Origin of the sequence: Rhodocista pekingensis (assembly GCF_042665545.1) — a bacterium.
GTDB lineage: Bacteria > Pseudomonadota > Alphaproteobacteria > Azospirillales > Azospirillaceae > Rhodocista > Rhodocista pekingensis.
The window spans coordinates 226,442-240,208 of the sequence record NZ_JBHTCM010000004.1 but is presented as its reverse complement, the minus strand read 5'-3'; the positions used below and the strand labels follow the sequence as shown (position 1 = coordinate 240,208).

Annotated in this window: 13 protein-coding genes; 10 read left to right on the top strand and 3 right to left on the bottom strand. The window is 69.9% G+C overall.

Going from position 1 to position 13,767, the window contains the following annotated elements:
• The first annotated feature begins 5 nt into the window (after positions 1 to 5).
• The 4 genes from ACFQPS_RS01700 to ubiV all read left to right on the top strand — a co-directional run bounded on the left by ACFQPS_RS01700 (position 6) and on the right by ubiV (position 3,889).
• Entirely contained in the window at positions 6 to 971 is a 966-nt protein-coding gene (locus tag ACFQPS_RS01700) for an alpha/beta fold hydrolase (RefSeq protein WP_377355910.1), read from the top strand.
• A 299-nt stretch (positions 972 to 1,270) separates the two neighbouring features.
• On the top strand, positions 1,271 to 1,897 hold the full coding sequence (ubiT, locus tag ACFQPS_RS01695; RefSeq protein WP_377355908.1) for a ubiquinone anaerobic biosynthesis accessory factor UbiT: 627 nt from the start codon (positions 1,271 to 1,273) through the stop codon (positions 1,895 to 1,897).
• Complete coding sequence (ubiU, locus tag ACFQPS_RS01690; RefSeq protein ID WP_377355906.1) at positions 1,894 to 2,955, top strand: ubiquinone anaerobic biosynthesis protein UbiU; 1,062 nt, start codon at positions 1,894 to 1,896, stop codon at positions 2,953 to 2,955. Before ubiT ends, ubiU begins: the two co-directional genes overlap by 4 nt.
• Before the next feature lie 4 nt (positions 2,956 to 2,959).
• Positions 2,960 to 3,889 (top strand): ubiquinone anaerobic biosynthesis protein UbiV, encoded by a 930-nt coding sequence (gene ubiV / locus ACFQPS_RS01685; protein WP_377355904.1) that lies wholly within the window; start codon positions 2,960 to 2,962, stop codon positions 3,887 to 3,889.
• Between the two features lie 82 nt (positions 3,890 to 3,971).
• On the opposite strand, the gene ACFQPS_RS01680 is transcribed toward ubiV, so the two are convergent.
• On the bottom strand, positions 3,972 to 5,081 hold the full coding sequence (locus ACFQPS_RS01680; protein ID WP_377356624.1) for a pyridoxal phosphate-dependent aminotransferase: 1,110 nt from the start codon (positions 5,079 to 5,081) through the stop codon (positions 3,972 to 3,974).
• Between the two features lie 139 nt (positions 5,082 to 5,220).
• On the opposite strand from ACFQPS_RS01680, the gene ACFQPS_RS01675 reads away from it, so the two are divergent.
• From ACFQPS_RS01675 to accC, 5 genes are all read left to right on the top strand, one after another.
• Positions 5,221 to 6,588: a M48 family metalloprotease gene (locus ACFQPS_RS01675; protein WP_377355902.1), complete on the top strand. Its 1,368-nt coding sequence runs from the start codon at positions 5,221 to 5,223 to the stop codon at positions 6,586 to 6,588.
• A 153-nt stretch (positions 6,589 to 6,741) separates the two neighbouring features.
• Entirely contained in the window at positions 6,742 to 7,500 is a 759-nt protein-coding gene (locus ACFQPS_RS01670; RefSeq protein ID WP_377355900.1) for a DsbA family protein, read from the top strand.
• Positions 7,501 to 7,593: 93 nt separating this feature from the next.
• Positions 7,594 to 8,052, top strand: coding sequence for a type II 3-dehydroquinate dehydratase (gene aroQ, locus ACFQPS_RS01665; protein ID WP_377355898.1), 459 nt, complete (start codon positions 7,594 to 7,596; stop codon positions 8,050 to 8,052).
• Between the two features lie 31 nt (positions 8,053 to 8,083).
• Positions 8,084 to 8,542, top strand: coding sequence for an acetyl-CoA carboxylase biotin carboxyl carrier protein (accB, locus tag ACFQPS_RS01660; protein WP_377355896.1), 459 nt, complete (start codon positions 8,084 to 8,086; stop codon positions 8,540 to 8,542).
• Positions 8,543 to 8,549: 7 nt separating this feature from the next.
• Entirely contained in the window at positions 8,550 to 9,908 is a 1,359-nt protein-coding gene (gene accC, locus ACFQPS_RS01655) for an acetyl-CoA carboxylase biotin carboxylase subunit (protein ID WP_377355894.1), read from the top strand.
• A gap of 84 nt (positions 9,909 to 9,992) precedes the next feature.
• On the opposite strand, the gene ACFQPS_RS01650 is transcribed toward accC, so the two are convergent.
• The gene (locus ACFQPS_RS01650) at positions 9,993 to 12,071 is read right to left on the bottom strand and encodes a methyl-accepting chemotaxis protein (RefSeq protein ID WP_377355892.1); all 2,079 of its coding nucleotides are present in this window, start codon (positions 12,069 to 12,071) and stop codon (positions 9,993 to 9,995) included.
• 227 nt (positions 12,072 to 12,298) lie between these two features.
• On the opposite strand from ACFQPS_RS01650, the gene aat reads away from it, so the two are divergent.
• Positions 12,299 to 12,949: a leucyl/phenylalanyl-tRNA--protein transferase gene (aat, locus tag ACFQPS_RS01645; RefSeq protein ID WP_417715156.1), complete on the top strand. Its 651-nt coding sequence runs from the start codon at positions 12,299 to 12,301 to the stop codon at positions 12,947 to 12,949.
• On the opposite strand, the gene ACFQPS_RS01640 is transcribed toward aat, so the two are convergent.
• On the bottom strand, positions 12,883 to 13,695 hold the full coding sequence (locus tag ACFQPS_RS01640; RefSeq protein WP_377355888.1) for a DUF2155 domain-containing protein: 813 nt from the start codon (positions 13,693 to 13,695) through the stop codon (positions 12,883 to 12,885). The genes aat and ACFQPS_RS01640 overlap by 67 nt on opposite strands.
• Between the last annotated feature and the right edge of the window lie 72 nt (positions 13,696 to 13,767).

The window sequence follows — 13,767 nt, the reverse complement described above, 5'->3', positions numbered from 1 at the left end:
AGAGCATGGACGGGCCGAAGAGCCGCTTCGCCCAGACGAACGGCATCCGCATGCATTATCTGGAGATGGGCGAAGGACCGCTGGTCCTGCTCTGCCACGGCTGGCCGGAACTGTCCTGGTCCTGGCGCCACCAGCTTCCAGCCCTGGCCGCGGCCGGGTTCCGCGTCGTCGCGCCGGACATGCGGGGCTTCGGCGACACCGATGCGCCGGAGGCGGTGGAGGCCTACACCCTGCTGCACACGACGGGCGACATGGTCGGGCTGCTGGAGGCGCTGGGCGAGGAGCAGGCCGTCATCGTCGGCCACGACTGGGGGGCGCCGGTGGCCTGGCAGTGCGCCCTGTTCCGCCCGGACCGCTTCCGCGCCGTCGCCGGCCTGTCGGTGCCCTATTCGCCGCGCGGCTCCGTCAGCCTGATCACGCTGCTGCGGGCGATGGGGCTGGAGCGCTTCTACATGGTCTATTTCCAGGAGCCCGGGCAGGCCGAGCGGGAGCTGGAGGCAGACCCGCGCGAGACCTTCCTGCGCCTGCTCTACAGCGCCAGCGGTGCCGCCGCGGCCACGGGCGCGGGCTGGCCGGCGATGATCCCGCCCGGCCGCACGATCGTGGAGGCCTGCGCGCGGCCCGATGCCCTGCCCGGCTGGCTGGCTGAGGAGGATCTGGCGCGCTATGCGCAGACCTATGCCCGCACCGGATTCCGGGGCGGTCTGAACTGGTATCGCACCCTGCACCGGACCTGGGAGCTGACGGCCGCCTGGGCCGGCGCCCGCATCCGGGTGCCGGCGCTGTTCATCGCCGGCGCAGAGGACGGCGTGCTGAAGATGCCCGGCCTGGACAAGGCGGTGCAGCAGCTCGACGATACCTGCCTGGACCTGCGCGGCCGGCACATCCTGCCCGGCGCCGGGCACTGGGTGCAGCAGGAGGCGCCCGAGGCGGTCAACGAGGCGCTGATCGGATTCCTGACGGGGCTGTGACGCAAGGAGGGGCCTGGCACCGGACGGTCCTGGGAAGCCCAACACCAAGCCAGATACCAAGAATGAGTCGCAGCGCCGGTACGGAACCGCAAGCAACGTCGGAGCGGGAAACGGGGTCGCCGGGCGCGACTTCGAACAGAATATTGTGCCCTTCCCGTAACTTACTTCTTTGCGGCATAATACCGCAAAGAGCCCCGGCAGCGGGACCTTGACGATTCGTCGGGGGGCCTGTCTTCTCGGGGTTCGACCCACCGTGCCGGATGCCCCGGCCGGTCCGTCCGTAAGCGGTTTTACTCCCCATGACAGGAACTTCACCTGCGGTCTGGTCGGATGCCGGCGGCGCCAGCGGGCACAGCACCACCCTGACGGCCGACCAGATCGCTGCCGCCGCGGCGGTGATGCGCGTCCTGCCCGCCGCCGTGTTGCAGCCGGCGATCGGCCTCGCCATCAACCACCTGACCCACCGCCATCCGGGCATTCTGGAGGCGCTGGCGGATCTCGGGTCCGACACGGTCGTGATCGACCCGATCGATCTGCCGATGGCGTTCCTCGTCCGCCTGGAGAACAACCACCTGAGCGTCCGCTGCCTGGATGCCAAGTGGGCGGTGATCAAACCGAAGTCCCGCATCCGCGGCCGGCTGGACGTGCTGATCGGGCTGGTGGACGGCACGCTGGACGGCGACGCCCTGTTCTTCTCCCGCGACCTCTCCGTCGAGGGTGACACGCGGGCGGTGGTCGTCCTGCGCAACGCGCTGGACGGGGCCGGCCTCGACATGATCGAGGAGGTGCGCTCCGCGCTGGGGCCGCTCGGCAACCCGGCGCTGCGCCTGCTCGACATGGCCGGCGGCCTGCTCCGCCGCCGGGGCAGCCGGTACGCCGCCGACGCCGATTCCCTTCATCCCGATTCGCTGCGGAGCCCGAAATGACGGCACCGACCCTTGCACGGCCCGCGCCCGGGCCGGCCGGCACCCTGTCCGCGCCCCGGAGCCACGAGGCGCTCACCCCGCTGGAGCTGGTCTGCCCGGCCGGCACCCCCGCCGCCCTGCGCAGCGCCGTCGATGCCGGCGCGGATGTCGTCTATGTCGGCTTCCGTGACGAGACGAACGCGCGCAACTTCCCGGGCCTGAACTTCACCCCGGCCGATCTGGCGCAGGGCGTGGCCTACGCGCACCAGCGCGGCTGCCAGGTCTATGTCGCGATCAACACCTTCCCCACGGCCGGCAATCCCGGGCCCTGGCACAAGGCCCTGGCCGAGGCGGAGAAGGCCGGCGTGGACGCCGTGATCCTGGCCGACATCGGCCTGCTGGACCACGCCTCGCGCCACCATCCGAACCTGCGCCTGCACCTGTCGGTCCAGGCCTCCGCCTCCAACGCGGACTCCATCGCCTTCTACCAGGAGCAGTTCGGGGTGAAGCGCGTGGTGCTGCCGCGCGTGCTGACGATCGAGGAGATCGCCAAGCTGAACTCCGAGATCAGCGTCGAGACGGAGGTGTTCGCCTTCGGCGGCCTGTGCGTGATGGCGGAGGGCCGGTGCAGCCTGTCCTCCTACGCCACCGGCCGGTCGCCGAACATGAACGGCGTCTGCTCGCCGGCGGAGTGTGTGCACTACAAGCAGGAGAACGACACGCTCTTCATGCGGCTGGGCGAGTTCACCATCAACGCCTTCCGCGACGACGAGCCGGCCGGCTATCCGACCCTGTGCAAGGGCAAGTTCGTCGTGGACGGCAAGCCCTACCATGTGTTCGAGGATCCGGCTTCGCTGAACGCCGTCGCCATGATCCCCGAACTGATGAAGGCGGGGGTCACGGCCCTGAAGATCGAGGGACGCCAGCGCGGCCGCGCCTACGTCACCAGCGTCGTCCAGGCGTTCCGCCGGGCGGTGGACGCGGTGGCGCGTGGCGAGCCGGTGCCGGAGGACGTGCTGACGGCCTACACCGAAGGCTCGCGGACCACGACGGGCGCCCTGCAAAGGAAGTGGAAGTAAGGCAATGACCGTGTCCCGGCCCGTTCTCACGCTCGGCCCGATCCTGTTCAACTGGCCGACGGAGAAGAAGATCGACTTCTACAAGCGGATCGCCGACGAGGCGCCCGTGGATGTCGTCTATATCGGTGAGGTGATCTGCTCCAAGCGGACGCCCTTCTTCGAGCCCGCGATCCCGGAACTGATCGAGAAGCTCCAGCGCGGCGGCAAGACCGTCGTGCTGTCCACGCTGTCCCTGATCATGGCGAGCCGCGAGCTGAAGCAGCTCCGCGAGACGGCGGCCTCGGCCGAGGTGATGATCGAGGCGAACGACGTCTCGACCATGCGCATGCTGGAAGGCAAGCCGCACATCGTCGGCCCGTTCGTGAACATCTACAACGAGGGCGCGCTGAACTACGCCCTGGGCAAGGGAGCCGTCCGCGTCGCCCTGCCCTGCGAGCTGCCGGCCACCTCCATCGCGGCGCTGGCCAAGGCCGCACCGCAGGCGGAGCTGGAGGTGCAGGTGTTCGGCCGGCTGCCGCTGGCCGTGTCCTCGCGCTGCTACCACGCCCGCAGCCGCGACCTGCACCGCGACGGCTGCCAGTATGTCTGCGCCGACGATCCGGACGGCATGACGGTGGAGACGCTGGAGGGCCAGAAGTTCCTGGCCGTCAACGGTACGGAGACGATCTCCTACACGATCTGCAACCTGATCGCGGAGCTGGCCCAGCTCCGGGAGATCGGCGTCAGCCACTTCCGCCTGTGGCCGCACGATGTGGACATGGTGGCGGTCGCCACGCTGTTCCGTGACGTCATGGACGGCCGGATGCCGGCCATCGACGCCTACAAGGAGCTGGAGCGGCTGGTCACCTTCGCCCCCTTCTCCAACGGCTATTTCAGCGGGGTGGAAGGGTTCCGCTTCACCCATCCGGAGATGGTGTCCGACCTGGGCGCCTGATCCCCGGGCGGGCGGGCAGAAAAAAGCCGCGGCGACCCTCCGGTCGCCGCGGCTTCTTCTTTTCCGGAAGCTGGCGTCCCCGTCAGGGTGTCCAGGCGCGGATGCGGCGGCCGGCCTCGACCACGTCCGCCTCGCTGCCGGCGAAGCTCAGCCGGACATAGCGGTGGCCGCGCTCGCGGTCGAAATCCACGCCCGGCGTGATCGCCACCCCCGTCTCCGCCAGCAGTCGGCGGCAGAGGACCTGGCTGTCGTCGGTCAGGTGCGAGACGTCAGCGTAGAGGTAGAAGGACCCATCCGCCGGCGCCAGCCGGGTCCAGCCCGCCCCGTGCAGCTCCTCGATCAGCCGGTCGCGGTTGCGCCGGTAGCGGGCGACATGGCCGTCCAGCTCCTCGGTACAGTCGAAGGCCGCGATGGCGGCGAACTGCGAGAGCGCCGGCGGCGAGATGAACAGGCTCTGCGCCAGGCATTCCACGGCGCGCAGCAGCTCCGGCGGAACGATCATCCAGCCCAGGCGCCAGCCGGTCATGCTGAAATACTTGGAGAAGCTGTTGATCACCAGCGCCCGGTCGCCGAAGGACAGGGCCGTGGCCGGCGGCACGCTGCCGAAGTCGATGCCGTGGTACAGCTCGTCGGAGATCAGGCGCACGCCGTTCTCCGCGCACCAGTCGGACAGGCGCTTCAGCTCCGCCGGGGCCAGCATGGTGCCGGCCGGATTGCTGGGGCTGGCGACGATCAGGCCGCGCACCGGCCGGTCCAGCGCCTGGAGGTGCTCCACCGTCGGCTGGAAGCGGGTTTCCGGGCCGGCCGGGATCTCCACCGGCACGAGGTCCAGCGCCGTGAGGATGTTGCGGTAGGCGGGATAGCCGGGCGCCGCCAGCGCCACCCGGTCGCCGGGCGAGAAGGCGGCGAGAAAGCTCAGAAGGAAGGCGCAGGACGATCCCGTCGTAACGGCGATGCGCTCGGCCGGAACAGAAACGCCGTAGCGGTCGCGGTACCAGCGGGCGATGCCGTCGCGCAGGGCGGGCAGGCCCATGGCATCGGTATAGCCGATCGCCTCCCGGTCCAGGGCCGCATGCGCCGCCGCCACCACCCCGCGCGGGGCGGAGGTGGAAGGCTGGCCGATCTCCAGATGGAGCACGTCACCGCCCGCCGCCTGACGCTCGTTGGCGGCGCGCAGCACCTCCATCACCATGAAGGGAGCGACCCGCCCGCGCCGGGACGGGTCCCAGCAACCGGGTCCGTGCAGCACCTGCCCTCGAAAATCCGCCCTTCCTTCGCCAGATTTTTCGTGCTGATCATCGCGGGACGGCGTCACGCCGGAGGAAAGCATCATGGGTCCGTATCCGAAGCGGCTCGCCTACGCGGCCGTGGCCTGGGTTGTCTCGGTTCTGCTGGCGGTTCAGCCCGCCATGGCGCAACGCCAGCTCAGCTTCATCCGCGATGCGGAAATCGAGCACATCCTGAAGGCCTATACCACCCCGCTTTTCAAGGCATCAGGTATCATCCCCGAGGCCGTGACGATCGGTCTCATCAAGGATGATTCGCTCAATGCCTTCGTCGCGGGCGGACAGAATATTTTCGTCCACACCGGACTTCTGATGGAAAGCACCGATGCCTCGCAGGTCATCGGGGTGCTGGCGCACGAGACGGGCCACATCGCCGGCGGCCATCTGGCGCGCAGCCGCGACGCCATCGAGGATGCCAGCACCGTGGCCTCGCTGGCGATGCTGCTGGGCCTCGCGGCGGCCATCGGATCGGGCCGCGGCGACGTCGGCACCGGCGTCATCGCCGGCGGCCAGGAACTGGCGCGGCGGACCTTCTTCTCCTTCTCCCGCACCCAGGAGGGATCGGCCGACGAATTCGCCATGTCCACCCTGGAGAAGATCGGCTGGTCCTCCCGCGGGCTGCTGGCCTTCATGGAGAAGCTGGCGAGCCAGGAACTGGTGCCGGAGAGCCGGCAGGTCGAGTATGTCCGCACCCACCCGCTGACCCGCAACCGTATCGAGGTGATCAAGCACTTCGTCGAGCGGGAATCGAAGCACTCCGACTCCCCGCTGCCGGCGGAGTTCACGGAGATGCATGCGCGCATGAAGGCCAAGCTGGTCGGCTTCCTGCGCCCCGATCTGGCCCTGCGCCGCTACACCGAGGCCGACCGCAGCGTGGCCGGCCGCTACGGCCGCGCCATCGGGCTCTATCAGAAGGGCGAGATCGGCAAGGCGCTGGAAATCCTGGACGGGCTGCTGGCGGCGGAGCCGACCAACCCCTACTTCCACGAGCTGCGCGGACAGATCCTGTTCGAGAACGGCCGGGCGGCGGAGGCCGTGCCTTCCTACCGCCGCGCCGTGGAACTGCTGCCGGAGTCGGGCCTGCTCCGCTCGGCCCTGGCGCACGCCCTGCTGGAGGTGCAGGACGACCGGTTGCTGGACGAGGCCATCGCCAACCTCCAGGCAGCGGCGCTGAAGGAACGCTACTCCTCCTTCATCTGGCGGCTGCTGGCGAGCGCCTACAGCCGCGCCGACAACCAGCCCCTGCTGGCCTACTCCATGGCCGAGGAGGCGCTGGCCCGGGGTGACGTGCGGGCCGCGAAGTTCCATGCCGACCGGGCAGAACAGCTCCTGCCCGCCGGCTCGCCCGAGTGGATCAGGGCGCAGGACATCCGGGTCATGGTGGACAGCCGACCGACCGACCGCAACGGCTGATCCCGGCCGGCCAGCTTGCACAGCCGGCCGCCGGGAACATGCCTTGCTGCCGCCGCAATCGCATCCGATCCCTGCCCTGTCCCTTTTCCCCATCCCCTTGCGTCGGGATGCGGGCTCGCGCAAGGTGGCGCCGCCCTTCCCCAGGAGTCCCCGATGGTCCGCCGTTCTTCCGTTGCCGCCGCCCTGCTGGCCGCCTGTCTCCTCGGCACCGCCGCCCTGCCCGCGTCGGCCGCCGAGCCCCTCGACCGCAAGGCGGTGGAGCAGATCGTGCGTGAGTACCTGCTGGCCAACCCGGAGATCATCCTGGAAGCCGTGCAGGCGCTGGAGAAGAAGCAGCAGGACGAGAGCGCGGCCGCCACGGTGGAGGCCATCCGGGCCAACCGGGAGCAGCTCACCGCCAGCAAGGCTTCGCCGGTGCTGGGCAACCCCAAGGGCGACATCGTGCTGGTCGAGTTCTTCGACTACCAGTGCGGCTACTGCAAGCACAGCCAGCCGGAGCGCAACGCCGCCCTCAAGGAGGACGGCAAGGTCAAGCTGGTGCTGAAGGAATTCCCGATTCTGGGGCCCGGTTCGGTCGTCGCCACCAAGGCAGCGCTGGCCGCCCGCGCCCAGGACCGCTACGCCCCCCTGCACGAGGCGCTGATGCAGCACCAGGGCCGGCTGGACGAGGACACGGTGATGCAGATCGCCGAGAAGGCCGGCCTGGACGTGGCGAAGCTGCGCAAGGACATGGAGAGCCCGTCCGTGCAGGCGGAGATCGACGCCAATCTGGCGCTCGCCCGCCAGTTGGGCATCCAGGGCACCCCGGCCTTCGTGATCGGCGATACGCTGGTTCCCGGCGCCATCGAGAAGGACACGTTCCTGGAGCTGTTCAAGACCGCACGCGCCGCGGCCAAGGAAAAGCAGGGCTGATCAAGGGTCGATGCGGCCCGATGAGCATTGCCCTCGGGCCGCGCCGTGCTATAAACGGCCCGCTTCCGGCGACATCTGAACAAAGCGACTTCCGTGGCGATCCAGCCTTCCGTGCTTGTCCTGAACGGGCCCAACCTGAACCTGCTCGGCACGCGGGAACCGCATATCTATGGCTCGGAGACGCTCGACGACATCGAAGCCTCCTGCCAGGAGACGGCGGCCCGGCTCGGACTGGACATCGACTTCCGCCAGTCCAACCACGAAGGCGAGCTTGTCACCTGGATCCAGGAGGCGCGCGGCGAGCATGACGCGATCCTGATCAACGCCGGGGCATACAGCCACACCTCCATCGCCATACTCGACGCGCTCCAGGCGGTCGATCTTCCCGTGGTCGAGGTGCATTTGAGCAACATCTTCCGCCGCGAACCGTTCCGACACCATTCCCATGTGTCCACGGTCGCGCGCGGGGTCATTTGCGGCTTCGGTTCGCATGGCTACATCCTGGCGCTTGAGGCCGTCGCCCGGCTGATCGACGCGCCCGGCGCAGCCTGACCGGAGCCGCAGGGGGACAGGACTGCACGACATGAGCACCTTCGACTTGGACAGCGAGTTCGTCCGTAAGCTGGCGAACCTGCTGGAGGAAACCGGCCTTACGGAGATCGAGTACGCCGAGGGCGACCGCCGCATCCGGATGACGCGGCAGTCGCTGGCGGCGCAGACGGTGGTCCAGGCGGCCCCGGTGGTCGCCGCCGCCGCACCGGCACCCGCGCCGGCAGCCCCGGTCCCCGCCGCCCCGCCGGCGGCGCACCCGGGGGCGCTGAAGTCGCCCATGGTCGGCACCGCCTACGCGGCACCGGAGCCGGGCGCCGCCCCCTTCGTCCGCCAGGGCGACACGGTGAAGGCCGGCCAGACCGTGCTGATCATCGAAGCCATGAAGGTGATGAACCCGATCAAGGCCCCGAAGGCCGGCACCGTGACCCAGATCCTGGTCGAGGACGCGCAGCCGGTCGAGTTCGGTGAAGTCCTTCTGGTCATCGAGTGACCACGGCATGTCCTCCGACGCTCTTTTCGAGAAGGTCCTGATCGCCAACCGCGGCGAGATCGCCCTTCGCATCCACCGCGCCTGCCAGGAAATGGGCATCCGCACGGTCGCGGTCCATTCCACCGCCGACGCTGACGCCATGCATGTCCGGCTGGCCGACGAGAGCGTCTGCATCGGGCCGGCGGCTTCCAAGGACAGCTATCTCAACATCCCGGCGATCCTGTCGGCGGCCACCATCACGGGGGCCGACGCCATCCATCCGGGCATCGGCTTCATGGCCGAGAACGCCCAGTTCGCCGAGATGGTGATCGAGCACGGCTTCACCTGGATCGGCCCGACGCCGGAGCATATCCGGATCATGGGCGACAAGGTCACCGCCAAGAAGACGGTGATCGAGCTGGGCCTGCCCTGTGTCCCCGGCTCGGACGGGCCGGTGCGTGACTTCGAGGACGCCTCGGCGGTGGCCGAGCAGATCGGCTATCCGATCCTGATCAAGGCCGCGGCGGGCGGTGGCGGCAAGGGCATGAAGGTGGCCTGGAACCGCGACCAGCTCCGCGAGGCCTATCAGCTCGCCCGCGGCGAGGCGCGCGCCGCCTTCGGCAACGATCAGGTCTACATCGAGAAGTATCTGGCGAACCCCCGCCACATCGAGATCCAGCTTCTCGGCGACAACTACGGCACCGTCGTGCATTTCGGCGAGCGCGACTGCTCGGTCCAGCGCCGGCACCAGAAGGTGATCGAGGAAGCCCCCTCGCCCGCGCTCACGGTCGAGCAGCGGGAGTGGATCGGCGCTCTGGCCGCCCGCACGGCCCAGTCGCTGGGTTACCGCGGCGTCGGCACGATGGAGTTCCTGTACGAGAACGGGCAGTTCTACTTCATCGAGATGAACACCCGCCTCCAGATCGAGCACACCATCACCGAGATGGTGACCGGCGTCGATCTGGTGCGCGAGCAGATCCGGGTCGCCGCCGGGCAGCCGCTGGGCTACACCCAGGCGGACATCCGCTTCAACGGCCACTCCATCGAGTGCCGCATCAACGCCGAGCACCCGGACACCTTCACCCCGTCCCCAGGGCTGATCCGGCAGTACCATGCGCCGGGCGGGCTGGGTGTGCGGGTGGATTCCGCGCTCTATGACGGCTACCGCGTGCCGCCCCACTACGACAGCATGATCGCCAAGCTGATCGTCCACGGGAACAACCGCACCGAATGCCTGATGCGGCTGCGCCGGGCGCTCGGCGAGTTCGTGATCGACGGGGTGGACACCTCCATCCCGTTGCATCAGCGGATCATCTCCGAGCCCGACTTCGTCGCCGGCAACTACGACATCAAGTGGATGGAGGAGTGGATCAAGCGCCGCACCTGAGCCGCGCCGCCATCCGGTCCCACGAGAAGGGCCGCCTCCCCGACCGGGAGGCGGCCCTTCGTCATTCCCGCGAGACCCCGTGCCTCAGACCGCCTGCCGGCTGCCGTCCAGGATGCCGGCGAGACGCTCGCGGAGCTGCTGCACCTGGGCCGTCACCTGGCTGGCGCGGGCCGCGAGGTCGCGGGCGAGCTGACCGGTCTGGCCGGCATCCTCCGCCACCGCCTGGATGCGGTCGGACACCTCGATGGTGCCGCCCGCGGCACTGGCGGCGCTGGCGCTGATGGACTCCGTGGCGCTGCCCTGCTCGCCGACGGAGGCGCTGATGATGCCGGCGATGCCGTCGATCCGCCGGATCACCTCGTGCAGGCTGTCCATGTCCTCGATCACCTGCGCCGTGGCGGACTGTACCGCCGCGATCTGGCCCGTGATCTCCTCCGTCGCCTTGCCGGTCTGGCCGGCCAGGGTCTTGACCTCTCCCGCCACGACGGCGAAGCCCCTGCCCGCCTCCCCGGCCCGCGCCGCCTCGATCGTGGCGTTCAGCGCCAGCAGATTGGTCTGGCTGGCGATGCTTGAGATCAGCTCGGTGGCCTGACCGATGTTGCGGGCGGCATCGGCCAGCCGCCCGACGATGCGCTGGGTCTCCGCCCCGCGCTGCACCGCCTTCGTCACCATGTCGGCGACGGTGCTGACCTGCCGGCCGATCTCCCGCGAGCTGGCGGCAAGCTGCTCCGTCGCCGCGGCGACGGTCTGCACGTTGCCGGTGGCGTCCTGCGCAGCACCGGCAACGACGCGCGACTGTTCGCCGGTACGCCGGGCCGCATCCTCCATCCCCTCGGCCAGCCGGGCGATGTCCGCCGCCTCCGCCAGCACGGCCTCCACGGTGGCGGCCACCTCCTGCTCCAGGGCCGCGGCCAGCTCCGACAGGCGGGTCTCGAAGGCCTGCTTGCGCACCCGCTCGCGCCGCATGTCCTCCGCCTTCAGGCGGTCCACCTCCTCCGCGTTGCGGCGGAACACGTCGATGGCGCGGGCCATGGCGCCGATCTCGTCGCGCCGGCCGATGCCGGGGATGACGGACAGGCGCTCGCCCTTGGCCAGGGTCCGCATGGCCGCCTCGATCTGCGCCAGCGGCCGGGTGATGGAGCGCAGCAGCAGCAGCGACAGGCCGAGGAACAGCAGCAGCAGCACGCCGCCGACGGCCAGCGTCGCCACCCGCGTCTGCTCGCGGATCGACAGTTCGGCTGCCTTGGCGGCAGCGGTGCCGTCGCGGGTGAAGGCGAACAGGGCATCGAACAGCGGCCGCAGCTCCCCGAGCGCGGCGGTCAGGGCGGAAGCCTCCGCCTTCAGCCGGGCCACGGTGCCGCCGAGCGCGACGAGGTCGTTGCGGTAGGCGCGGACCTGGGCCCCGAGATCCGTCTTCGTCGCCTCGTCGAGCTGCGAGGCGGGAAGCTGGAAATCGAACTGGTTGTAGGCGCGACGGTGCAGGCCGAGGAAGCTCTCATCCTCGGAGATCAGGAAGGACTTCTCCGCATTGCGCATCTCCGCCAGGAAGATGTACAGCTCCGCCGCCAGCGTCGGTGGCCATTTGCGCAGCTCCTGGTCGGCCAGTGCGACGGAGGCCAGCATGCGGGCGCGCAGCCCGTCCTGGTCGGTGAAGCCGATGCTGCGCATGGTCGCCAGCACCGTCTCGAACGCCGTGCCGACGCCCTGGAGGCGGGCACCGATGGCGTCCAGCGTCTCCCGGCTGCCGCCGGCGGCCGGCAGCGCCCGCATCCGCTCGACGCTGGCATCGACCTGGGCCAACGTGGTGCGCAGGGACTCCGCCAGACCCGCGTCGCGGGCGCGGAGAAAGCCCTGAGTCACCAGTTGCAGTTCCATGGCCTGCCGCTCCAGCCCCGCCGAGGCCTCGGCAAAGGCGTTGAACGCCGCCATCCGCTCGGTAGCGTTCTGCATCCGGGCATCGCCCAGGACGAACAGACCCGCCGTCAGCAGCACCGTGAGCAGGGCGATGATGACGAGCAGCCCGATGCGCGTACCGATCTGGACATTGGCAAGCAGGCCGACGAGGGAGAGTTTTGTTAGGATGCTGCGGCGCGGGGCCGCGTCGGAACGGGAAAGGGGGCCGAACGTGAAAGCGCCGGATGCCGTCAGCGCAGCGTCGGTCATCTCTCGAACTCCGGATCATGAAAAGGATTACGGACCCGCGGGGCCCATTCCCCGGCGGGTTGGCCGTGCATTCCGCCCGAAACCGGCCGCCCGACACCGGACAGAGACCCGGACCCTAGGTCGGCGACGGCGACACCCGTGTCTCGGTCTTGAAAAACTTTCGTGAAATGTGAATGTGGTAACATACCCGAGTGCCGGGCACGGTTGTTCCGGCCAGAGCCATGGACATGATGCTGACCCCGGACCTGCTGCTGCGCGCCTATGCCGCCGGGATCTTCCCGATGGCGGAGAGCGCCGCCTCGGACGAACTGATGTGGTTCGACCCGCCGATGCGGGGGATCATGCCGCTCGACGGCTTCCATGTGCCGCGGCGGCTGCGCCGGACGGTGCGGCAGCAGCCCTTCACGGTGCGCTGCGACAGCGATTTCCGCGGTGTCATGGAAGCCTGCGCGGAATCAGGCCCCGGCCGGCCGCAGACCTGGATCAACGGGGAGATTCTGGCCGCCTACTGCCGCCTGCACGAACTGGGCTTCGCCCATTCCGTGGAATGCTGGTCGGGCGACCGGCTGGTCGGCGGCCTGTACGGGGTGGCGCTGGGCGCCGCCTTCTTCGGGGAAAGCATGTTCTCCCGCGAGACGGACGCCAGCAAGGTGGCCCTCGTGCATCTGGTCGCGCGGCTCAAGGCCGGTGGCTACATCCTGCTGGACACGCAGTTCGTCACGGAACACCTGGCGCAGTTCGGCTCCGTCGAAATCCCGCGCGCCCGCTACAAGGCCCTGCTGACGGCGGCGTTGCGCCGGCCGGCGCGCTTTCAGTCCGCGGGGGACGAGGCGGCGCTCGTCTCCGCCTTCCTGCAATCGATCACCCAGACATCGTAGACCGGGTGCTCCAGCGCCGAGAGCGCCGGGCTGGAGGCGAACATCCAGCCCGAGAACAGCGGCACCGCCCCTTCGTCCGGGCGCAGTTCGGTGATCTCCAGGAAGGCCGCCGATTCCGGCGGCTCGATCGGCGGCGCCTCGCGGCAGGCGCGGACATGCACCAGAAGCTGGCCGAAGCGCGCCACCTCCCCCACCTTCGCCTCGAAGGAGGAGGCGCGGCCCGTGATCTTGTCCAGGCCGCGCAGGAGGGCGACCGGCATCTCCTCGAAGCTGCGCTGCGGGGCGGCGGGTGCCGGCGGCAGCCGGCGCAGGCCCAGGCTCCCCGGGGTCAGGGCACCGGCGTCGGACGCCCCGTCTTCCGGCTGAGTCTCCCCGGGGGCGGCCGGAGGCTGGGCGGGGGCGGCCGGCGCCTCCGTCGGCGTCTCCGTCGGGACGGTGGGAGCGGGCGCGTCCGGCAGAGCCGGCGGGACCGCCTCGGGGGTCGGCGCCGGGGGGGCGACCGGCGCGGAACCGGGCTGCTCCGGGGCATCCAGGGCAGCGGGCGGCGGAGGGACAGGCGTGAGCACCTGCGGCGCCGGGTCGGGCGCGGCCGGTGGCGGCGTGAGCTGACGCGGGGCCGAGGAGGGCGCCTCCGGCTGCGGCGGCTGCTCGACCCGGGGCTGCAAGGAAATCTGCGCCCGGGCCGGGCCGGCGGCCGCGACGGCCCCCAGCAGAGCCAGCGCGACGACCCAGCTTCCGGTCCCCATGCCCGCGGGGAAACCGCCCCGGGCCCTGCCTGTCGTAAACCTGACGCCCGTGAACCTGACGCTCACCACTGT